The organism is Alloalcanivorax venustensis (assembly GCF_047495515.1).
Lineage (GTDB): Bacteria > Pseudomonadota > Gammaproteobacteria > Pseudomonadales > Alcanivoracaceae > Alloalcanivorax > Alloalcanivorax venustensis.
On record NZ_CP179934.1, the window covers coordinates 1971305 to 1991668 of the forward strand.

General features: G+C 66.8%; 21 protein-coding genes. 16 read left to right on the forward strand and 5 right to left on the reverse strand.

The window, feature by feature from the left end; genetic code table 11:
* Nucleotides 1-71: 71 nt before the first annotated feature.
* Genes ACMG4O_RS09290 through ACMG4O_RS09300 form a run of 3 tightly spaced genes read left to right on the forward strand, consistent with a single transcriptional unit; the run spans nucleotide 72 to nucleotide 4035 of the window.
* Nucleotides 72-353, forward strand: coding sequence for a YeaC family protein (locus tag ACMG4O_RS09290; protein ID WP_067609496.1), 282 nt, complete (start codon nucleotides 72-74; stop codon nucleotides 351-353).
* Nucleotides 353-2983, forward strand: a complete 2631-nt coding sequence (gene pepN / locus ACMG4O_RS09295) for an aminopeptidase N (protein ID WP_348322358.1) — start codon at nucleotides 353-355, stop codon at nucleotides 2981-2983. The genes ACMG4O_RS09290 and pepN overlap by 1 nt, the downstream gene beginning before the upstream one ends.
* A gap of 53 nt (nucleotides 2984-3036) precedes the next feature.
* Nucleotides 3037-4035: a quinone-dependent dihydroorotate dehydrogenase gene (locus ACMG4O_RS09300; protein ID WP_348322357.1), complete on the forward strand. Its 999-nt coding sequence runs from the start codon at nucleotides 3037-3039 to the stop codon at nucleotides 4033-4035.
* A gap of 118 nt (nucleotides 4036-4153) precedes the next feature.
* Here ACMG4O_RS09300 and rmf read toward each other — a convergent pair whose 3' ends face one another.
* Nucleotides 4154-4360: a ribosome modulation factor gene (rmf, locus tag ACMG4O_RS09305; protein ID WP_142949460.1), complete on the reverse strand. Its 207-nt coding sequence runs from the start codon at nucleotides 4358-4360 to the stop codon at nucleotides 4154-4156.
* 256 nt (nucleotides 4361-4616) lie between these two features.
* Between rmf and rlmKL the strand changes: the two genes are divergently transcribed.
* From rlmKL to ACMG4O_RS09320, 3 genes are read left to right on the forward strand one after another with little or no spacing between them, the layout of a single operon-like run.
* Nucleotides 4617-6731, forward strand: coding sequence for a bifunctional 23S rRNA (guanine(2069)-N(7))-methyltransferase RlmK/23S rRNA (guanine(2445)-N(2))-methyltransferase RlmL (gene rlmKL, locus ACMG4O_RS09310; protein ID WP_414433682.1), 2115 nt, complete (start codon nucleotides 4617-4619; stop codon nucleotides 6729-6731).
* Complete coding sequence (locus ACMG4O_RS09315) at nucleotides 6731-6955, forward strand: glutaredoxin family protein (RefSeq protein WP_142949437.1); 225 nt, start codon at nucleotides 6731-6733, stop codon at nucleotides 6953-6955. Before rlmKL ends, ACMG4O_RS09315 begins: the two co-directional genes overlap by 1 nt.
* 2 nt (nucleotides 6956-6957) lie before the next feature.
* Nucleotides 6958-7266 (forward strand): DUF6482 family protein, encoded by a 309-nt coding sequence (locus tag ACMG4O_RS09320; RefSeq protein ID WP_142949436.1) that lies wholly within the window; start codon nucleotides 6958-6960, stop codon nucleotides 7264-7266.
* On the opposite strand, the gene ACMG4O_RS09325 is transcribed toward ACMG4O_RS09320, so the two are convergent.
* Genes ACMG4O_RS09325 through lexA form a run of 3 tightly spaced genes read right to left on the reverse strand, consistent with a single transcriptional unit; the run spans nucleotide 7241 to nucleotide 9190 of the window.
* The gene (locus tag ACMG4O_RS09325; RefSeq protein ID WP_370203322.1) at nucleotides 7241-8068 is read right to left on the reverse strand and encodes a TatD family hydrolase; all 828 of its coding nucleotides are present in this window, start codon (nucleotides 8066-8068) and stop codon (nucleotides 7241-7243) included. The genes ACMG4O_RS09320 and ACMG4O_RS09325 overlap by 26 nt on opposite strands.
* Nucleotides 8069-8073: 5 nt before the next feature.
* Nucleotides 8074-8586, reverse strand: coding sequence for a DUF1499 domain-containing protein (locus ACMG4O_RS09330; RefSeq protein ID WP_228548226.1), 513 nt, complete (start codon nucleotides 8584-8586; stop codon nucleotides 8074-8076).
* On the reverse strand, nucleotides 8576-9190 hold the full coding sequence (lexA, locus tag ACMG4O_RS09335; protein ID WP_142949434.1) for a transcriptional repressor LexA: 615 nt from the start codon (nucleotides 9188-9190) through the stop codon (nucleotides 8576-8578). The genes ACMG4O_RS09330 and lexA overlap by 11 nt, the downstream gene beginning before the upstream one ends.
* Nucleotides 9191-9360: 170 nt before the next feature.
* On the opposite strand from lexA, the gene ACMG4O_RS09340 reads away from it, so the two are divergent.
* Nucleotides 9361-10020 carry a cyclic nucleotide-binding domain-containing protein gene (locus ACMG4O_RS09340; protein ID WP_142949433.1) on the forward strand — a complete coding sequence of 220 codons (660 nt, stop codon included), beginning with the start codon at nucleotides 9361-9363 and terminating at the stop codon, nucleotides 10018-10020.
* A gap of 160 nt (nucleotides 10021-10180) precedes the next feature.
* Here ACMG4O_RS09340 and ACMG4O_RS09345 read toward each other — a convergent pair whose 3' ends face one another.
* Nucleotides 10181-10633: a universal stress protein gene (locus tag ACMG4O_RS09345; RefSeq protein WP_142949432.1), complete on the reverse strand. Its 453-nt coding sequence runs from the start codon at nucleotides 10631-10633 to the stop codon at nucleotides 10181-10183.
* A 322-nt stretch (nucleotides 10634-10955) separates the two neighbouring features.
* Here ACMG4O_RS09345 and topA point away from each other — a divergent pair, with 322 nt between their 5' ends.
* The 9 genes from topA (at nucleotide 10956) to ACMG4O_RS09390 (ending at nucleotide 20361) form a co-directional block, all read left to right on the forward strand.
* Complete coding sequence (gene topA, locus ACMG4O_RS09350) at nucleotides 10956-13688, forward strand: type I DNA topoisomerase (RefSeq protein WP_414433683.1); 2733 nt, start codon at nucleotides 10956-10958, stop codon at nucleotides 13686-13688.
* Nucleotides 13689-13782: 94 nt separating this feature from the next.
* Complete coding sequence (locus ACMG4O_RS09355) at nucleotides 13783-14310, forward strand: hypothetical protein (protein ID WP_214013878.1); 528 nt, start codon at nucleotides 13783-13785, stop codon at nucleotides 14308-14310.
* A gap of 23 nt (nucleotides 14311-14333) precedes the next feature.
* Nucleotides 14334-15359: a CNNM domain-containing protein gene (locus tag ACMG4O_RS09360; protein WP_142949458.1), complete on the forward strand. Its 1026-nt coding sequence runs from the start codon at nucleotides 14334-14336 to the stop codon at nucleotides 15357-15359.
* A gap of 122 nt (nucleotides 15360-15481) precedes the next feature.
* Nucleotides 15482-16141: a TetR/AcrR family transcriptional regulator gene (locus ACMG4O_RS09365; protein WP_335628550.1), complete on the forward strand. Its 660-nt coding sequence runs from the start codon at nucleotides 15482-15484 to the stop codon at nucleotides 16139-16141.
* A 172-nt stretch (nucleotides 16142-16313) separates the two neighbouring features.
* Complete coding sequence (locus ACMG4O_RS09370; protein WP_194856512.1) at nucleotides 16314-16787, forward strand: L,D-transpeptidase; 474 nt, start codon at nucleotides 16314-16316, stop codon at nucleotides 16785-16787.
* 12 nt (nucleotides 16788-16799) lie between these two features.
* Nucleotides 16800-17819 carry a beta-N-acetylhexosaminidase gene (gene nagZ / locus ACMG4O_RS09375; RefSeq protein WP_228548121.1) on the forward strand — a complete coding sequence of 340 codons (1020 nt, stop codon included), beginning with the start codon at nucleotides 16800-16802 and terminating at the stop codon, nucleotides 17817-17819.
* The gene (locus ACMG4O_RS09380) at nucleotides 17819-19072 is read left to right on the forward strand and encodes a mechanosensitive ion channel family protein (protein ID WP_194856513.1); all 1254 of its coding nucleotides are present in this window, start codon (nucleotides 17819-17821) and stop codon (nucleotides 19070-19072) included. The genes nagZ and ACMG4O_RS09380 overlap by 1 nt, the downstream gene beginning before the upstream one ends.
* Entirely contained in the window at nucleotides 19062-19634 is a 573-nt protein-coding gene (locus ACMG4O_RS09385) for a hypoxanthine-guanine phosphoribosyltransferase (RefSeq protein WP_370183282.1), read from the forward strand. The genes ACMG4O_RS09380 and ACMG4O_RS09385 overlap by 11 nt, the downstream gene beginning before the upstream one ends.
* Before the next feature lies 1 nt (nucleotide 19635).
* Nucleotides 19636-20361 (forward strand): S-methyl-5'-thioinosine phosphorylase, encoded by a 726-nt coding sequence (locus ACMG4O_RS09390; protein ID WP_414433684.1) that lies wholly within the window; start codon nucleotides 19636-19638, stop codon nucleotides 20359-20361.
* The last annotated feature ends 3 nt before the right edge of the window (nucleotides 20362-20364 follow it).

Below are 20364 nucleotides of genomic sequence, written 5' to 3' on the forward strand. Positions count from 1 at the left end.
AAGCTTCACTTGCATCCTGTATCCTAAGCCCCATTACTCCACGCATAGCGATTGATAGGTATAGGTACGCCATGGCTTCTTCCCCTTCCTTCGACGAGCTTATCGACGGCATGACCCTGGAGGTGTGGCACAACATGCGCACCGCGGTGGAAACCGGCCGCTGGCCGGACGGCCGCCGGGTCAGCGACGAGCAGCGTGCCCTGTGCATGCAGGCGGTGATCGCCTGGGAAGTGCGCAACCTGCCCGAGGAAGAACGTAGTGGTTACGTCCCCAGTCACTGCAAGAGCGCCGACGGCGACACCGGGGAACAGCCGGTGGACCTGCGCCCCGCGCGCCGACACGGAGAACATTGATGAGAGACGGCAACCCCGCGCCGGTCACCCGGATCACCGACTACCGCCCGCCGGCCTGGCTGGTGGACCACACCCGCCTGGACGTGGACCTGCGTGACGGCCACGCCACCGTCACCGCCGAGCTGACGGTGCGCCGCAACCCGGCCCTTGACGACCGCCCGGGCGAGCTGGTGCTGGACGGCGAACATCTGGAGCTGCTTTCCCTGAGCGTGGACGACCGTCCGCTCGGCGAGCCGGACTACCGGCTCGAGGAAGGCCGGCTCACGGTGCCGGGCGTGCCGGAACAGTTCACCCTGACTTCCAAGGTGCGCATCCATCCGGAGAGCAACACCGCCCTGGAAGGGCTGTACCGTTCCAACGGCATGTACTGCACCCAGTGCGAAGCGGAGGGGTTCCGGCGCATCACCTTCTTCCCGGACCGGCCGGACGTGCTCAGCCGGTTCACCACCACCATCCACGCCGACCGGGCCGCCTACCCGCTGCTGCTCTCCAACGGCAACCCGGTGGACAGCGGTGACGAGGAGGGCGGGCGCCACTTCGCCACCTGGGACGACCCCTTCCCCAAGCCCTGCTACCTGTTCGCGCTGGTGGCCGGCGACCTGGCCTGCCTGGAAGACAGCTTCCGCACCGCTTCCGGCCGCAATGTGGCGCTGCGTCTGTACGCCGAGCACCGCGATCTGGACAAGCTGGGCCACGCCATGGATTCCCTCAAGCGCGCCATGGCCTGGGACGAGCAGGTGTTCGGCCGCGAGTACGACCTGGATATCTTCCAGGTGGTGGCGGTCAGCCACTTCAACATGGGTGCCATGGAAAACAAGGGCCTGAACATCTTCAACACCTCCTGCGTGCTGGCGCACCCGGCCACCACCACGGACGCCGGCTTCGAGCGGGTGGAATCGGTGGTCGCCCACGAGTACTTCCACAACTGGAGCGGCAACCGGGTGACCTGCCGGGACTGGTTCCAGCTCAGCCTCAAGGAAGGCTTCACGGTGTTCCGCGACCAGGAGTTCTCCTCGGACATGAACTCCCGCGCGGTGACCCGGGTGGAGAACGTGGATTTCCTGGTCAACCACCAGTTCCCGGAAGACCAGGGCCCCATGGCCCATCCGGTGCGGCCCTCGGAATACCAGAAGATCGACAACTTCTACACCCTCACCGTCTACGAGAAGGGCTCGGAAATCGTGCGCATGCAGCACGAGCTGCTGGGCGCCGAGGATTTCCGCCGCGCCAGCGATCTCTACTTCGAGCGCTTCGACGGCCAGGCGGTGACCTGCGACGACTTCGTCGCCTGCATGGAGGAGGTGTCCGGCCTGGACCTGAGCCAGTTCAAACGCTGGTACAGCCAGGCGGGCACACCGCTGGTGACCGCCTCCGACCGGTTCGCCGACGGTGAATACCAGCTCACGCTGCGCCAGGAAACGCCGCCCACCCCCGGGCAGAGCGACAAGCAGCCGCTGATGATTCCGGTCAAGCTGGCGCTGCTCGACGACCAGGGCCGCGCGCTGCCGCTGGACGACAGCGGCGCCACCGAAACCGTGGTGATCCTGCGTGACGGCGAGCAGACCTTCCGCTTCCCGGTGGCCACGGACCGCATCCCGACGCCGTCGCTGCTGCGCGGCTTCTCGGCGCCGGTGTCGCTGCGCTACCCGTTTAAAGAAGCCCAGCTGATCACGCTGCTGGCCCACGACAGCGACGGCTTCTGCCGCTGGGACGCGGCGCAGCGGCTCTATTTCGCCGCCCTGGCGCGGATCATCGACGACGGCGAGGACGCCGCCGCGCAGCTCGACCGGCTCACCCCGGTGCTGGAGCAGGTGATCCAGCGCGCTGATGAAGACCCGGCGCAGGCCGCGCTGCTGCTCACCCTGCCCACGGAAACCGCGGTCGGCGACCGGCACACCCCGCTGCGCCCGCAGGCCGTCCACGACGCCCTCAGCGCCCTGCGCGCCGGCCTCGGCGAGGCCCTGGCGGCGTCCTGGTGGCGTCTGGTGAAGGAACTGGCGGAACCGGAGTATCGCGCCAACGGCGAGGCCATGGGCAAACGCCGGCTGCGCCAGGTGGCGCTGGGGTACCTGTCCGCCGCCGCCGGCGCCGGCCGTGGCGACCGCGACAAACTGGTGGCGCAACTGCAGGGCATGCTGGACGCCCCCACCTGCATGACCGAGGAACTGGGCGCCCTGCGCGCCCTGGTGCACAACCAGCTGCCCGGCGCCGAGCCGGCGCTGGCGGCCTTCGCCCAACGCTGGCGCGACGAGGCCCTGGTGATGGATCAGTGGTTCGCGGTGCAGGCCACCGTGCCCGGCGCCGACACCGTGGCGCGGGCGGAGGGCCTGTTGGCCCACGACGCCTTCGAATGGACGCTGCCCAACCGGGTGCGCGCCGTGGTCGGCACCCTGGTCAACGGTAATCCGTCCGCGTTCCACGCGCCGGACGGCAGCGGCTATGCGTTCTTCGCCCGGGCGCTGAAAAAGCTCGACGGCATCAACCCGCAGATCGCCGCGCGGCTGGCCAACGGCGCCGCCCGCCTGCAGCGCCTGGAGCCGGCCCTGGCCGAACAACTGAGCGCCGCCCTGCGCGAGCTGCGTCCCGCCGCCTCCGCCAACCTGGCCGAGGTCCTCGACCGCATCCTGTAACGTGGTCCCGGCTCCCGGTATAATCCGCGCCGCCAACCGAGGAGCCGCCGCCCATGCTTTACCAGCTTGCCCGTCCCGCCCTGTTCGCCCTGTCCGGGGAGCAGGCCCACGACCTGACCCTCGCCGCGCTGCGCCGGGGCGCCGGCAGGCTCTATCCGGCGCGGGTGCCGGCGCGGCCGGTGCGGGTGATGGGGCTGGATTTCCCCAACCCGGTGGGGTTGGCGGCGGGCCTGGACAAAAACGGCGACTGCATCGACGGCCTGGCGGCGCTGGGCTTCGGCTGCATCGAGGTGGGCACCGTCACCCCGCGTCCGCAGCCGGGCAACCCCAAGCCGCGCCTGTTCCGGCTGCCGCCGGCCGGGGCGCTGATCAACCGCATGGGGTTCAACAATCACGGCGTCGACGCCCTGGTGAACAACGTGCGCGCGGCCCGCTTCCAGGGCGTGCTGGGCATCAATATCGGCAAGAACAAGGACACCCCGGCGGAGCAGGCGGTGGACGATTATCGAATCTGCCAGGACAAGGTGCACGGCCTGGCCGGCTACCTGGTGGTCAACGTCTCCTCGCCGAACACCCCCGGCCTGCGCGACTTGCAGCACGGCGACGCCCTGAACCGCCTGCTGGGCACCCTGCGCGAGGCGCAGACCCGCCTGGATCAACAGCGCGGCGTGACCGTGCCGCTGGTGATCAAGATCGCGCCGGACAACAGCGAAGAGGAACTGGCGGCCATGGCGGAGGCGTTCGTGCGCCACGGCATCGACGGCGTCTGCGTGGGCAACACCACCCTGGAACGGCCCGGCGTGGCGCACCTGCGCCACGGCGACGAGCAGGGCGGCCTGAGCGGCGCGCCCCTGAAGCCGATCGCCGACCGGGCCCTGGCCACCATGGCCAAGGCCCTGGACGGCCGTATCCCGATCATCGGCGTGGGCGGCATCAGCGGGGCCGGCGACGCCCTCGATAAGCGGCGTCTGGGCGCCTCGCTGGTGCAGGTCTATTCGGGCCTCATTTACCAGGGCCCCGGGCTGGTCGGGGACATTGTCCGCGCCTGGTAGGTTTTTAAAGGCCGCAAAAGAAAAGGGCCCGGGAGGGGCCCTGTGGGGTCGACGCGCGAAGCGCCGGCGCTGATCGAAAACAGGTTTTTTACAATGTCCTCTTAACGCGAAATAAAGATTAGGTGACGTCTTTCAAATTCTGGATGCCGGCCACGCCGACCATGCCTTGTACCTGATTCGTGCGGCCCTCGCGCCAACCGCTCATCCAGTGGGTGCGGGCCTGCAATGCGCCGAAGGGGCAAAAGTCCCTGGGCCTGCCTTGAAATCCGGCCAGGTACCCCCGGCTGTAAGCTCTTTCATCACGACTGCGTTTCTGTCTTTTCATAGACACGATCCTCTTGGCTTGTACGCCTGTTGGCTTATTCGCAGTGCCGCTTTGCCGATTGCGGCGACGGTCAGTAAGCTGCGGCCCCCCGGTCACCTTTTCGAAGGGCCACGCTTTGAGTATGTGAAAGGGGGAAGAGGGTGTCGAATAACATGTCGCCATAATGGTGGCGCCGTTTAAGCGTGTGACGAATAATGGTCCAACCGATGAATTTTTCATTTCCGTCTTTAAAACAGGCACTTGCAGGGCAAAACCCATGGATTTCGTAATTACCTGTCTGCCCGGCCTGGGCCCCTTGCTCGCCGACGAGCTCACCGAATTGGGCATCTCGGTAACAGATCCGGGTAACGCCCATGTGGGGATTCAGGGTCTGCAGCAGGACGCCCTGCGGGCCTGCCTGTGGTCGCGCCTGGCGGAGCGGGTGCTGGTACCGCTGGCGGAACTGGATGTGACCCCGGACCAGGCGCCGGAGCGGCTGGCGGCGGCGGTGGACTGGCGCGCCCTGGTGCCGCCCGGCGTGGACCTGCATTTGAGCCTGGACCACGGCAAGGGCGTGCGCGGCGACAGCCGGGTCAGCGGTAAGCGGCTGCTGCGCGCCTTGCCGTCGGAGATCGGCCAGGCCCGGCGCGAGGAGGGCGCCTGCGCGGTGCGCGCCCGGCTGGACGAAAACAGCGCCCGCCTGTGGCTGGACCTGGCCGGCACGCCGCTGCACCGGCGCGGTTACCGGCTGGCCGGCGGCCGGGCGCCGCTGCGCGAGAATCTGGCGGCGGCGCTGCTGCGCGCCGGCGGCTGGCACCGCGAGGACCGGCCGGCGGCGTTGCTGGACCCGTTCTGCGGCAGCGGCACTCTGGTGATCGAGGCGGCCTGGATGGCCGCCGGCGTGGCGCCCGGCGCGCTGCGCCGCGAGTACGGCTTCCAGGCCTGGCGCGGCTGCCGCAAGCCGCTCTGGGAAGAGGCCCTGCGCGAAGCCGCCGCCAGCCTGGAGGGCGGGCTCAAGGGTCTGCCGTCGCTGAAGGGCTTCGACGCCGACCCGGACACCATTCAGTACGCGCTGCACAACGCCGAGCGCGCCGGGGTGCGCCGGCTGGTGCATTTCGAGCGGCGCGAGTTGGGCGCCCTGCGCGGCCGCGATTTCGCCGACCAGGGGCTGCTGGCCACCAACCCGCCCTGGGGCGAACGGCTGGACGAGCAGACCAGCGCCGCCTGGCTGTATGCCGGCCTGGGCCGCATCCTCGGCGAGAAGGCGCCGGCCTGGACCGCGGTGATGCTGGGCGCGGACGTGGCCGCTCTGGACCGCTCCGGCATGGATATGACCCAGCAGTGGAAGGTGCGCAACGGCGCGTTGAACAATTTCATCCGCGTCAGCCGGCCGCGCCCGCCGGCGCCGCAGCCGCCGCTGCGGGTCGGCGACGCGCCCGGCTTTGAGCTGCCGGAACCCGCCATGCCGCTGTTCAACCGCCTGCGCAAGAACGGCAAGCACCTGCGCCGCTGGCTGGAGCGCGAGGACATTCAGGCCTACCGCCTCTACGACCGGGACCTGCCGGAGTTCAACGTGGCGGTGGACGTGTACGGCGATCAGGCGCTGGTGCAGGAGTTCAAGGCGCCCAAGACCGTCGACGAGGACAAGGCGAAACAGCGCCGCCAATGGGCGGTGAGCGCGGTGCGCGCGGCCCTGGGCGTGCACCGCGAGCAGGTGCACCTGCGCACCCGCGAGCGGCAGAAGGGCAACCGCCAGTATCAGAAACTGGACGGCCAGGGCCAGTACCGGGTGGTCCGCGAGGGTCAGGCGCGCCTGCTGGTGAATCTGAACGACTATCTGGACACCGGCCTGTTCCTGGACCATAGGCCGTTGCGCCTGCGGCTCGCCGAGGAGTGCGCCGGCAAGCGCTTCCTCAACCTGTTCGCCTACACCGGCGCGGCCAGCGTGCAGGCGCTGGTGGGCGGCGCCCGCCGCGCGGTGACGGTGGACGCCTCGCGGCGCTACCTGGACTGGGCCGCCTGCAACCTGGCGGTGAACGGCTTCTCCAGCGAGGCCCACCCGCTGGTGCGCGCCGATGCCATGGCCTGGCTGGAGGACTGCCAGGAGCAGTTCGACGTGGTGTTCTGCGATCCGCCCACCTTCTCCAACAACAAGTCGCGCCAGGACTTCGTGGTCCAGGAGCACCACGGCGAGCTGATCCGGCGCATCATGAAGCGCCTGGAGCCCGGCGGCGTGCTCTACTTTTCCTGCAACTTCCGCCGCTTCGAGCTGGAGGAGAGCATCGCCCGCTGGTATCAGGTGGAGGACCTGACCGCCTGGAGCCTGCCGGAGGACTTCCGCCGCAACAGCGCCATCCACCACTGCTACGCGATCCGACACGGAACCCTTTGATGACTGTCGTGCTATACACCACCCTGGGCTGCCACCTGTGCGACCAGGCCCGCGACCTGCTGCTCACCGTGAACCCGCAAATCGATATTCACGCGGTGGATATCGCCGAGGACGATACCCTTATCGCGGAGTACGGCGAGCGTATCCCGGTGCTGCGCCACGGCGACCGCGAGCTCGCCTGGCCGTTCGGGTTGCTCGACATTCAGGCGCTGCTTTCGGAGTAAAGATGGAAAAGATTACCGTTAAGAAACTCAACGGACGGCACGTGGAAAAGGTGCTGCTGCGGTCGGTGACGCTGTCGATCTGCATCGTGCAGGTGGAGATCGACGGCGTGAGCTACCACGTGGTGGACGAGAAAGGCCAGATCGTGCGCTTTAACGGCGCCGAGCACGCCAACAACGTGCTCGGCAAGATGACCACCGACAAGGCGGTGCTGGTGCACAACTCGCCCTACGCGGAAATGGCCGGCCAGCCCGAAGACGGCCCGCAACCGCCGCTGGAAGTCGACTTCAACTGGCGCGCGGAGAAAGCCTGAGAAAAGCGCGGGTATTGGCAAAGGTGCGCTCTGCCAGATCCGCCTCACTCTCGCCACGCAACGCCGCGATCCGCCGCCCGATCCAGGGCAGATAGCAGGGCTCGTTGCGGCGCTTGCGCGGTGGCTTCTCCGGCAGATCCCGGGGCAGCAGATAGGGCGCGTCGGTTTCCAGCAGCAGGCGGTCGCCGGGAATCTCCGGCACCAGCTCCGCCAGGGCGCCACCGCGCCGCTCATCGCACACCCAGCCGGTGATGCCGATGTGGCAATCCAGATCCAGGTAGTCGAACAGGGCCTCGCGCTGATCGGTGAAGCAGTGCACCACGGCGGCGGGCAGCTTGTGCCGCCAGGCTTTCAGAATCGGCAGGAAACGGTGGTGGGCGTCGCGCTGATGCAGGAACACCGGCTTGCCGGCCTCGGCGGCCAGCGCCAGCTGTGCCTCGAAGGCGCTTTCCTGGTCGTCCCGGGGCGAGAAGTCGCGGTTGAAGTCCAGGCCCATCTCCCCGGCCGCCGCCACCTCGGGGTGCGCCAGCAGCCCGGCCAGCGCGTGGCCGGCCTCGGCGTCGAAAAAGCGGGCGTTGTGCGGGTGAATGCCGGCGGTGGCGAACAGGGCCGGGCCGGCGTCGGCCCATTGCCGGCACAGCGCCACGGCGGCTTCCGACTCCGGCACACTGGTGCCGGTGAGCAACATCAGGGCCACGCCGCTGTCGGCGGCGCGGGCCAGCACCTGTTCACTGTCCTCGGCGAACTGCTTGTCGCCAAGATTGACGCCGATGTCCGCCCAGCGCGGGCCGTGCTCCGGCATGCCGCTCATCCGTGGCTGGGCTGGGGTTGTCCAAGGCGCGCGTTGAGGCGCTCGCGCAGGTCTTCCACCCGGCGCCGGTTGGCGCCCAGGTCCCAGTAACCGATGCGCGAGGCGGAGCGCACGTCGATCAGACCGTCGTCGTGCACGTACAGGGTCACATCATCAACGAACCGCAGAATCCGGCTGGTGAAGCGGGCCTGAATGCGGGCCGGACCGATCCGCTCGTAGGCCACCCGGGGCAGGGTGTCGAGCACCTCTTCCAGCATCGCCAGGCTGTCGGCGCGGTTGCCGGCGCCGGGCAGCGGCGCCACCCGGTGACGTTCGTCCTCGGCAAGGCTCGACACGCAATTCGGCGCGGACGGGCAGGGGGCAAGCAAACGGGTGTCCGACATACGGTTCTGTCTCTCACTACTCTCGTTACTGGCGTCGTCGCCGGCGCCGGCGTTGCCCTGGCAGGCGGCCAGAGCGATGCCCAGCAACAGGGTTGCCAAAAGGCGGTTAACGGTGTCAATGCGCATTGGGATCACGGATCAGACCCACGAAAATACCCTCGATCATCAGCTCGTCGGCGGCCACGCGGATCGGCGCGTAGGCGTCGTTGGCCGGCAGCAGCGTGGCGCTGGAACGATTTAGTTTAAGGGTTTTCACCGTGACTTCATCGTCAATGCGCGCCACCACGATCTCGCCGGACCGGGCGGTCTGGCTTTTGCGAACCGCGATCAGGTCACCGTCGAAAATGCCGGCTTCGATCATGCTATCGCCCTGGACCTTGAGAAGATAGGTGGGGCGCTGGCGAAACAGCCCCTGGGGCACCGGCACGGTGCGCTCCACGTTTTCGATCGCCTCGATCGGCGTACCGGCGGCGACCTTGCCCACCACCGGCACCTCATCGCCCATCTCCAGGGCCAGATCGAGAAGCTGGATGCCCCGCGAGCGGTCGCCGTGCAGGCGGATGTAGCCCTTGCGCTCCAGGGCGCGCAGGTGGTCGGACGCGGCGTTCTTCGATTGAAAGCCCATGCGTTCGGCGATTTCAGCCCGGGTCGGGGCCATGCCGGTCTCCATCTGGGACGCACGAATGCAATCGAGAACCTGCTGTTGGCGTGCGGTTAATGCGATGCTCATGTCGGCCTCCTCGGGCACGGTTCCGCTGTTACGTACACTGATAATACGGACAGTGTAATATGTCCAGTGGTTTTTTGCACCGTGCGAGTGAATACGGCCTGTTCGGCGGTGGCAATCCGGGAAACGTTCGGGCTAGGATGAGGCCGCCATACACGGGGAAGAGGGGAGACATGAAGCACGCCCAATGGCAGGAATCGGATCACGCGCGGGTGGAGGCACTGCTTTCCGGCGTGCCGTTTTTCAATGAGGTGGCGCGTGACGACGCGGACCAGCGGGCGCTGCTTCTGGCGCGCACGGAAATCATCGAGGCCGGCCCCGGCGACCGGGTGATCCGCGCCGGGGAAGTGGAATCGTCACTGTACTTTCTGCTGCGCGGCCAGCTGGTGGTGCAGGGCGAGAGCGCCGACGGCGCACCCTCGGCGGTGCTGTATTACGTGTCCCCGGGCGAGGTGTTCGGGACGCTGTCCATGCTGCTGGGCACCGCCCGCAGCGCCACCATCCGCGTGGCGGACGCCGCCCGCGAGGCGGTGATGGCGAAGCTGGAATTCACCGATTTCGACCGCCCCGACTCGCCCTACACGCTGGCCACCCGGCTGGCGTTCTTCCATATGCTGGTGCATCAGATCCGCTGGGCGGTGGAAGTGCAGCGGATGCAGGCGCCGGACCAGGAGCTGGTGGCGGCGCTGCGCAAGGTGCCGATCTTCACCGGCCCCCGGGACAGCGACGAAGAGCTGGCCGCGCTCAAAACGCAAGCCCGCGAACTCGCCGGGCTGCTTTACAGGTGGAACACTAAGCCGCCCAGCGCCACTGGTAACGCCCAACTCACCTAATGGCACCCTGTGGGAGTGGGCCTTGCCCGCGAAAGGGCGCCGCCAGGCCGCCCGGCAGGATACCAGAGACCCTGTTGGCGGCTTCATAGAAAAGCCTCTGGAATCCCGCCGGCAAGCTCCGCTTGCCTTTCGCGGGCGGGGCCCGCTCCCACAGTTTCCGCTAGCTTTCCTTCTTGCGCTTGTCCATTTTCACGGCGAGCACGTCGCAGTGGGCGCCGGGCACCAGGCCGCGCGCGGTGGAGCCGAGCAGCAGGGCCAGGCCACTGCGGGTGTGGCTGCCAACCACGATCAGATCGGCGCCGATGTCGTCGGCCTTGTCGAGGATGGTTTTTTCGATCGACCCCAGTTCCACATGGATGCGGCTTTCCGGAATCCGGTAGTGGCCGGCGTATTCCAGCGCCGTGTCGCGGGCCTGCTTGACCAGGCCGCTTTGCAGGTCGGTGACGTCCATCGGCACGTCGGCGCCGTAGGCCAGCGCCAGCGGTTCGATCACGTGGATCAGGTGTAATTCCCCGTCGGTGCCTTCCTGGACCCCCGCCGCACGGGACAGAACCTCGGCGGATTCGTCGCTGCAATCAATCGCCACCAGTACCTTTCGATAGGGTGAGGTCATGGTGTTCTCCCTTAACCGGCAGAGGTTGTTTTCAGTACCTTCACGCCGAGTATAGCCTTCTCGGCGGGCTCTGCCAGCCCACCGTGAAAGGCGCCGCGACGCCATGGCCGGCGCGGCCTGGAGGGCTTCCGGGCGGCGTCGCCGGCGACCCCGGTGCTTGACCGGACGATACCGGCGCTGTCTAAATAGGCGCCCGCCGGGGTCCGCAAAGGCCCCGGCCCGACCTCTGAGGCGTGTCCTGCCCGGCGAATTTTCACCGCCGTGGCGGTCAGGCCTCAGAGGTTTCTTATGACGCAGCTTCTCATGATCGGGTGAGCAACGAATGGGTAAATCCCTTGTAATCGTGGAATCGCCGGCCAAGGCCAAGACCATTAATCGCTATCTGGGCGATGATTTCGTGGTCAAATCCAGTGTCGGCCATGTGCGTGACCTGCCGGTAAGCGGCGGCGCCAAGACCAGTACCCCCAAGGAGCGGGCCAAGGAAGCGGCCTATACCCGCTCACTGCCGAAGGAGGAGCGCGAAGCCTATAAAAAGAAGAAGGCCCGCGCGCAGCTGATCAACCGCATGGGCGTGGACCCGGACCACGGCTGGCAGGCGCAGTATCAGATCCTGCCGGGCAAGGAAAAGGTGATCGACGAGCTCAAGCGGCTCGCCAGCAGCGCCGACCGCATCTACCTCGCCACTGACTTGGACCGCGAAGGGGAGGCGATCGCCTGGCACCTGCGGGAAGTGATCGGCGGCGACGACCAGCGGTTCGACCGGGTGGTGTTCAACGAGATCACCAAGAAAGCGATCCAGGCCGCCTTCGAGGAGCCGGGCAAGCTCGACATGAGCCGGGTGGAAGCCCAGCAGGCGCGCCGCTTCCTGGACCGGGTGGTGGGCTTCATGATCTCGCCGCTGCTGTGGGAAAAGATCGCCCGCGGCCTGTCCGCCGGCCGGGTGCAATCGGTGGCGGTGGAGCTGGTGGTGGAGCGCGAGCGGGAAATCCGCGCCTTCACCCCGGAAGAGTACTGGGAGCTGCACGCCGACACCCATAACACGGCCAACGCGGCGGACGCCATCCGCATGCAGGTGGCCCGTTACCGGGGCGAGAACTTCCGCCCCAACAACGGCGACGACGCGGAGAAGCACCGCGCCGCCCTGGTGGCCGCCGGCAAGCTCACCATCAGCCAGCGCGAGGAGCGCCCGACCCGCTCCAAGGCGCCGCCTCCCTTTATTACCTCCACCCTGCAGCAGGCCGCCAGCACGCGCCTGGGCTTCGGGGTGAAGAAGACCATGATGATGGCCCAGCGCCTCTACGAGGCCGGCCACATCACCTATATGCGTACCGATTCCACCAACCTGAGCGCGGATGCGGTCAACGACTGCCGCGCCTGGATCGGCGAGCAACTGGGTAACAAGTACCTGCCCGAGCAGCCGCTGCGGTACTCCAACCGCGACGGCGCCCAGGAAGCCCACGAGGCGATCCGCCCCTCGGACGTGAAGCGCGACGCCAGCAACCTCAAGGACATGGAGCGCGACGCCCAGCGCCTTTACGAGCTGATCCGCCGCCAGTTCATCGCCTGCCAGATGCCGCCGGCGGAGTACCTGAGCACCACCATCACCGCCGAGGCCGACGGCTACGAGCTCAAGGCGCGCGGTCGCATCGTCAAGTTCGACGGCTGGACCCGCATCCAGCCCCAGGCGTCGCGCAAGGGCGCCGAGGACACCGTGCTGCCCGATCTCAAGCAGGGCGACGTGCTCGACATCGATCAGGTGGACGCCAACCAACACTTCACCAAGCCGCCGGCGCGCTACACCGAAGCCAGCCTGGTGAAGGAACTGGAGAAGCGCGGCATCGGCCGGCCCTCCACCTACGCCTCGATTATTTCCACCATCCAGGATCGGGGCTATGTCCGTCAGGACAACCGCCGTTTCTACGCGGAGAAGATGGGCGACATCGTCACCGACCGGTTGGCGGAAAGCTTCCCCGACCTGATGGACTACAACTTTACCGCCCAGATGGAGGAAACCCTGGATCAGATCGCCGAGGGCAAGCGCGGCTGGCGCGACGTGCTCGACGAGTTCTACCGGGACTTCCTGGCCAAGCTGGAAGCCGCCCAGGGCGAGGGCAGCGGCAAGCAGGCCAAGGGCGGCATGCGCGCCAACCTGCCCACCGACACCGACATCGACTGCCCCAAATGCGGCCGCCCGATGCAGATCCGCACCGGTTCCACCGGCGTGTTCCTGGGGTGCTCGGGCTACAGCCTGCCGCCCAAGGAGCGCTGCACCGCCACCCTCAACCTGCTGCCCGGCGAAGAGGCGGTGCGCGCCGACGACGAGGAAGCGGAAACCCAGGAGCTGCGCCGCAAGAAACGCTGTCCCAAGTGCGGCACGGCGATGGAAAACTACCTGATCGACGAAAAGCGCAAGCTGCACATCTGCGGCAACAACCCGGACTGCGACGGCTACGTGGTGGAGAAGGGCGAATTCCGCATCAAGGGCTACGACGGCCCGACACTGGAATGTGAAAAGTGCGGCAGTGAAATGCAGCTGCGCACCGGCCGGTTCGGCAAGTTCTTCAAGTGCACCAATGATGACTGCGGCAACACCCGCAAGCTGCTCAAGAACGGCGAGCCGGCGCCGCCGCGCGCCGACCCGGTGCCCATGCCGCACCTCAAGTGCGAGAAGGTGGACGATCACTACCTGCTGCGCGACGGCGCCTCCGGCCTGTTCCTGGCCGCCAGCCAGTTTCCCAAGAACCGGGAAACCCGCGCGCCGCTGGTGGAAGAGGTGCAGTCGGTGGCCAAGGAACTGGACCCCAAGCACAAGTATCTCGCCGAGGCCCCCGCCGAGGACGCCAAAGGTCGCAAGGCGGTACTGCGCTACAGCCGCAAGGCGAAAGAGCAGTACGTGATGACCGAGGAGGACGGCAAGCCCACCGGCTGGTACGCCTTCTACCGCGACGGCGCCTGGGAAGTGGAAGAGAAAAAGACCGCGCCCAAGAAAAAAGCCGCCAAGAAAAAGGCGGCGAAGAAAAAAGCCCCGGCCAAAAAGAAGGCCGCCAAGAAATAGCGACAAGCCTCAAGCTACAAGCTAGAAGCGGTTCGGGTGCGATAGCCGGCTTGCGGCTTGAAGCTTGAGGCGTGCAGCCCACCGGAGGTGGCGTATGTCCCGAATGGTTCGAGAAAGCGAAGTGAGCGGCCTGCGCGAGCGGCTGTTCTTCGCCCGCAGTCTGCTCAAGCAACTGTACAGCGACGAGAGCGCCGCCGTGGGCCAGCGCCTGGCGCTACGCGGTGCGGTGGTGTTTCATTTGTACTCGGTGCTGGTGGGTCTGGCCCGGCAGGCGGCCAAGAACTATCAGGTGGCCGGTTACGAGGATCTGATCAGCCTGGCGGCCCTGGAGCAGGCGTTTCAGCGCGCCGAGGTGCGCGCCCAGGAAATCCAGGTGCTGGCGACGGCGCGGGCGGACCGCGCGGATCTGGTATTCTGGCTCGATCAGGAAATCCGCGCCGCGGTGGGCGCCGCCGGGCTCGCCCGCCGGCCCACCCCGCCCGGTGAAGGCAATGATCTGGCGATGCGCGCCGAGGACCCCTACGCGCCGCTCGCCTACGGCGACCTGGAACGCCTGGAACAGGCCGCGCGCCGCGTTGAGGAACTGATCGAGCATTGCGGCGCCTATATGGAAGAATGGTAGGAAATCACTGAATGGAAACGCCGATGTTTTTGCTTATCGTTTTTGCCCTGGTCGCCATCGGGTTTTCGTTCCTGTGCTCAATTCTGGAAGCCGCCCTGCTGTCGATCACCCCCAGCTATATCGCCGGCCTCAAGGGTGAGCGGCCCAAGCTGTTCGAGAAGCTGCGCAAGCTCAAGGACGACATCGACGACCCGCTGGCGGCGATCCTCACCCTCAACACCATCGCCCACACCGCCGGCGCCACCGGGGTCGGTGCCCAGGTGGCGGTGATCTTCGGCGAGGCCTATCTGGGCGCGGCGTCGGCGGTGATGACGCTGGCCATCCTGATTCTCTCCGAGATCATTCCCAAGACCATCGGCGCCAAGTTCTGGCGCACCCTGGCGCCCATGCTGCCGCCGGTGCTGAACCTGATGATTCTGGTGCTCAAGCCGTTCGTGTGGCTTTCCAAGATCGTCACCCGGCAGATCGGCGCCGGCGAGCCGGACACCGATATCCGCGCCGAGCTCAAGGCAATGGCGGCCATCGGCCGCGATCAGCAGGCCCTGGACGAGGACGAGCAGCGGGTGATCACCAATGTGCTCAACCTCCACGAGATCAAGGTGGAGAAGGTGATGACCCCGCGCACCGTGGTGCGCTCGCTGGGCCCGGACGAGAGCGTGGCCGACGTGCGCCAGCGCCTGGCCGGCTCGCCGTTTTCCCGCTTCCCGGTGATCAACGAACACGACGAAGCGGTCGGCTACGTGCACAAGAGCGACCTGCTGGAAGTGGAGGGCGACCGCAAGGTCAGTGAGCTGGCCCGTGGCATGGCGCCGTTCCGCGCCACCATGAATATTGAATACGTGTTCGGCGAAATGCTGCGCGAGCGCCAGCACCTGGGCATGGTCTATGACGACCTGGGCACCTGGGTGGGGTTGATCACCATGGAAGACATTATCGAGACCCTGTTGGGGCACGAGATCATGGATGAGACCGATAACGTGTCCAATCTGCGGCGGTATGCGAAGCAGCGCTGGAGCCGGCGGTTGAAGAAGCGCGTTAGTCAGGACTAGTGACGTCTCTGGTATCCTGCCGGGCGCTTTGCGCCCTTTCGCGGGCTGGGCCCGCTCCTACAATTGACCTGTGGTGCCTCAAACGCTAGTTTAAAACGTCTGTTTCCAGGCGTGAGGCCGGCATGTCCCAATCCGATACCGTGCAGCGCATTCTTGATGCGGCGGAAGTTCTGTTCGCCCAGAAGGGGTTCGCCGAGACCAGCCTGCGCGCCATCACCAGCCGGGCCGGCGTCAATCTGGCGGCGGTCAATTACCACTTCGGTTCCAAGGAAGCGCTGATCCAGGCGGTGTTCGAGCGCTATCTGACGCCGTTCTGCCAGGCCCTGGACGCCAAGCTCGAGGAACTGGAAGGCGAAACCCGCAGCGGTGGCGAAGTGCCCCTGGAGAAGCTGTTCACCGTGGCCTCGCGGCTGGCGCTGGGCTCCCACGGCGACGAACCACGCCGGGCGATGATCTTCTTCCGCCTCTCCGGGCAGGCCTACAGCCAGCCGCAGGACCACCTGCGTGCCTGGCTGCGCGAACATTACGGCCCGGTGTTCCGCCGCTTCCTGGCCCTGCTGCGCCGGGCGGTGCCCGACGTGCCGCCGATGGAGCTGTTCTGGCGGGTGCACTTCAGCCTGGGCGCCGTGATCTTCACCCTGTCCGGCATGGAATCGCTGCAGGCGATCAGCAAGAAAGACTTCAACCAGAGCGTCACCGCCGCCCACATCACCCAGCAGCTCCTGCCGTTCGTGGTCGGCGGCATTGTAGGAGCGGGCCCAGCCCGCGAAAGGCAAGCGTAGCTTGCCGGCAGGATCCCAGAGAGGGTGTTGCTGCCGCCCTTAGATACGCCTCTGGAATCCTGCCGGGGCTTCGCCCCTTTCGCGGGCAGGGCCCGCTCCCACAAGGCCCGCTCCCACAAGGTTCCGCCGCCACAGTGCTTACAACCCGGCGCCCATCCTGTATCTTCTCGCTATGCCTATTCTCGTGTCGCTCAGCGATCAAACCCTGACTCTGGAAAGCCCTGAAGACACGCTGCGGTTTCCGGTGTCCACCGCCGCCGTGGGCGCCGGTGAGCGCCACGGCAGCGGCGCCACGCCGCGCGGCCGGCATCTGGTGCGGGCCCGCTTCGGCGCCGGTTTGCCGGCGGGCGCGGTGTTCGCGGGCCGTCGCTTTCACGGTGAGTTTTACGACCCGGAGCGGGCACGGGAAGCCCCGGAACGGGACTGGATTCTCAGCCGCATTCTGTGGCTCGGCGGTCTGCAGCCGGGCGTCAATCAGGGCGGCGACGTGGATAGTTTCCGCCGCTTTATTTATATTCACGGCACGCCGGACGACCAGCCCATGGGCGAGCCGGCTTCGCATGGCTGCATCCGCATGCGCAACACGGATGTGATCACTCTTTTTGAACGGGTACCGGTGGCCACGCCGGTGACCATCGTCGAGTAAGACACCCCGCTTATGTCGAACCAAACCGATACCCAGCCGCTGCTGATGCTGGACCTGGAAGGCCTTACCGTAACGGCGGAAGAGCAGGAGTTGCTGCGTCACCCGGCGGTGGGCGGCCTGATTCTGTTCAGCCGCAACTACCAGGAACCGGACCAGCTTTACGAGCTGATTCACCAAGTGCGGGCGGCGCGCCCGGACCTGCTGATCGCCGTGGACCAGGAGGGCGGCCGGGTGCAGCGTTTCCGCACCGAGTTCACCCGCCTGCCGCCGATGGCGGCGCTGGGCCGTTACCACGGGCGCGATCCCGAAGCCGCTTGCCACGCCGCCGACCTGCTCGGCGAACTGATGGCGGACGAGCTGCGCGCCTACGACATCGACATCAGTTTCGCGCCGGTGCTGGATCTGGATTTCGGCACCAGCAGCGTGATTGGCGACCGCAGCTTCAACGCCGATCCGCACGCGGTCACCGAACTGGCCGGCGCCTTTATCGACGGCATGGCCCGCGCCGGCATGGCCGCCACCGGCAAGCACTTTCCCGGCCACGGCCACGTGGCGGCGGACTCCCATCTGGAGCTGCCGGAAGACCCGCGTACCTGGGAACAGCTGCACGACGACCTGGTGCCGTTCAAGGCGCTGGCGCCGCGTCTGGACGGCATCATGCCCGCCCATGTCCGTTACCAGGCGGTGGACGCCGAGCCGGCGGGTTTTTCCCGCCACTGGCTGGGCAAGGTGCTGCGCGGTGACTGCGGCTACCGCGGTGTGATCTTCTCCGACGATCTGGGCATGGCCGGCGCCGCCGGTGCCGGAGACTTTTCCCAGCGCGCCCAGGCCGCCCTGGGGGCGGGTTGCGACATGGTGCTGGTGTGCAACGACCGCCCCGGCGCCGTGGCCGTGGCGCAATGGCTGGAAGGCCGACGCTTCGAGCACCGGGTCGGCGCCGCCGCCCTGCGCGGCAAGCCCCGCGCCCCCATGCATCTGAGCCGCCGCCGGCAGGCCGGCGACGTGGCCGACCTGCTTAATAAGGACCTGTAATGAATTGGGAAGCGCTGACCGACTGGCGACAACTTCTGGTGTGGCCCGGGCCGGACACCGAAACCGCGTTGTGGGTGACTCAGGTCTTCGCCGTGGTGCTGTGCACCGTCACCGTCAACTTTATCCTGATGCGGGTGATCGACATCATTGATCACTTCAGCCGCGAAACCCACAACCTGTGGGACGACGCCCTGCTGGATTCCCTGCGCATTCCGATCCGCCTGCTGATCTGGGTGGTGGGCCTGTCGGTGGCCGCGGAAATGATGCAGGCGGTGTCCGAGGCGGCGGTGTTCGATTACGTCGGCGACGCCCGCCGCGTGGCGTTCATTCTTATCGTCGCGCTGTTCCTGACCAAGCTGGTCGGCAACGTGGAAAAAAACCTGATCGACCCCGATCGCATGCGCAACCCGATGGATCAGACCACCGCCTCGGCGGTGGGCAAGCTGCTGCGCATTTCGGTGTTGATCACCGCCTTTCTGATCATTCTGCAGACGCTCGGTTACAGCATCTCCGGGGTGCTGGCGTTCGGCGGCCTGGGTGGCATGGCGGTGGCGTTCGCCGCCAAGGATCTGCTCGCCAACTTTTTCGGCGGTGCCATGGTGTACATGGACAAGCCGTTCAAAGTGGGCGAGTGGGTGCGCTCGCCGGACCGCAGCATCGAAGGCACGGTGGAGCACATCGGCTGGCGCCTGACGCGCATCCGCACCTTCGACCAGCGGCCGCTGTACGTGCCCAACGCCATGTTCACCACGGTGATCCTGGAAAACCCGTCGCGCATGCTTAACCGCCGCATCAACGAGAAGGTGGGCATCCGCTTCGACGACTGGGAGAAGATGCCCGCCATCGTCGACGCGGTGCGCGAGATGGCCAAGAAGCACAAGGATCTGGAAACCGAACACCGCACCCTGATCGTCAACTTCGACAGCTACGGCGCGTCGCACATTGAATTCTTTATCTACACCTTCACCAAGACCACGGACTGGGTCACCTACCATGAAATCAAACAGGACGTGCTGATGCGCATCATGGCCATTGTCCATGAGCACGGCGCCGAGTTCGCCTTCCCCAGCCGCACGCTGTACATGGCGGCCAACGATGAAGGGGACGAGGAATTCGAGGACGACGAGGACGAGGTCGCCGAAGGGCGCGCCGCGCAACGCCGTTCGCGCCGCCGCAGCCGCAACCGTCGCGACCGTAACCAGACCTGGAAAGGCGACCAGGACCAATCCGAGGAGGACGCCGATGGCGACTGAAATGGCCACTGAACTGAAGCAAGAACTGATGCGCGTGCGCCGCGAAGCCCGCGAGCTGTATTCCCGCGACCAGGTGGAAGAGGCGGTGGCCAAGGTGGCGATCAAGCTGGCCGAGGACTATTCCGAGCGCTTCCCGGTGTTCGTCACCATCATGAACGGCGGCCTGGTGTTCGCCGGCCAATTGCTCACCCGTCTGGACATTCCGCTGGAGGTGGATTACCTGCACGCCAGCCGCTACCTGGGCGAGACCAGCGGCGGCGACGTGCAGTGGATCGTTACCCCCACCGCCAATCTGGAAGGCCGCGACGTGGTGATTCTGGACGACATTCTGGACGTGGGCTCCACGCTGCTGTCGATCATCGATGCCTGCAAGGCGCAGGGCGCCGCCAGCGTCAAAACCTGCGTGCTGGTGGACAAGGTGCACGACCGCAAGGCGCAACCCGGCCTGAAAGCCGACTACACCGCCCTGGAAGCGGAAGACCTTTACCTGTTCGGCATGGGCATGGACTACAAAGGTTACTGGCGCAACGCGCCGGGTATCTTCGCGGTGGAGGAGGCCTGAGGTGCTGGCATTTATCGGCGGTACCGGCCTCACCCGCATGGACGACCTCGAGATTCGTCACCGGCACGATATCGAGACCCGCTACGGCAAGCCCTCGGCGCCGGTGGCGGAAGGCGAGCTCAACGGTGTGCCGGTGCTGTTCCTGGCCCGCCACGGCGACCCCCATGTGTGGCTGCCGCACCAGGTGAACTACCGGGCCAACATGCAGGCCCTCAAGGACGCCGGCGCCACCGCCATCGTGGCGGTCAACGCGGTGGGCGGCATCACCGCCCCGGCCGGCGCGTTGGTGTTGCCCGAGCAGATCATCGACTACACCTGGGGCCGCGACAGCACCCTGTTCGACGACCCGAACGACCCGCTGGTGCACGTGGACTTCAGCTGGCCGTTCGACCCGGTGCTGCGGCGCCGGCTGCGCGGTGCGTTGGAGCGCGCCGGCCTGCAATGGGTGGACGGCGGCTGCTACGCCGCCACCCAGGGGCCGCGCCTGGAAACCGCCGCCGAGATACTGCGCCTGGAGCGCGACGGCTGCGACATCGTCGGCATGACCGGCATGCCGGAAGCGGTGCTCGCCCGCGAGCTGGGCATCCCCTATGCGATGCTGTCGCTGGTGGTGAACCCGGCCGCCGGCAAGGCCAACCGGGAAATCACCATGGCGGAAATCGAAGCGGTGCTGCACACCGGCATGAGCGATGTCCGCCGCGCGCTCGCCACCCTCGCAGCCGGCTAAGCG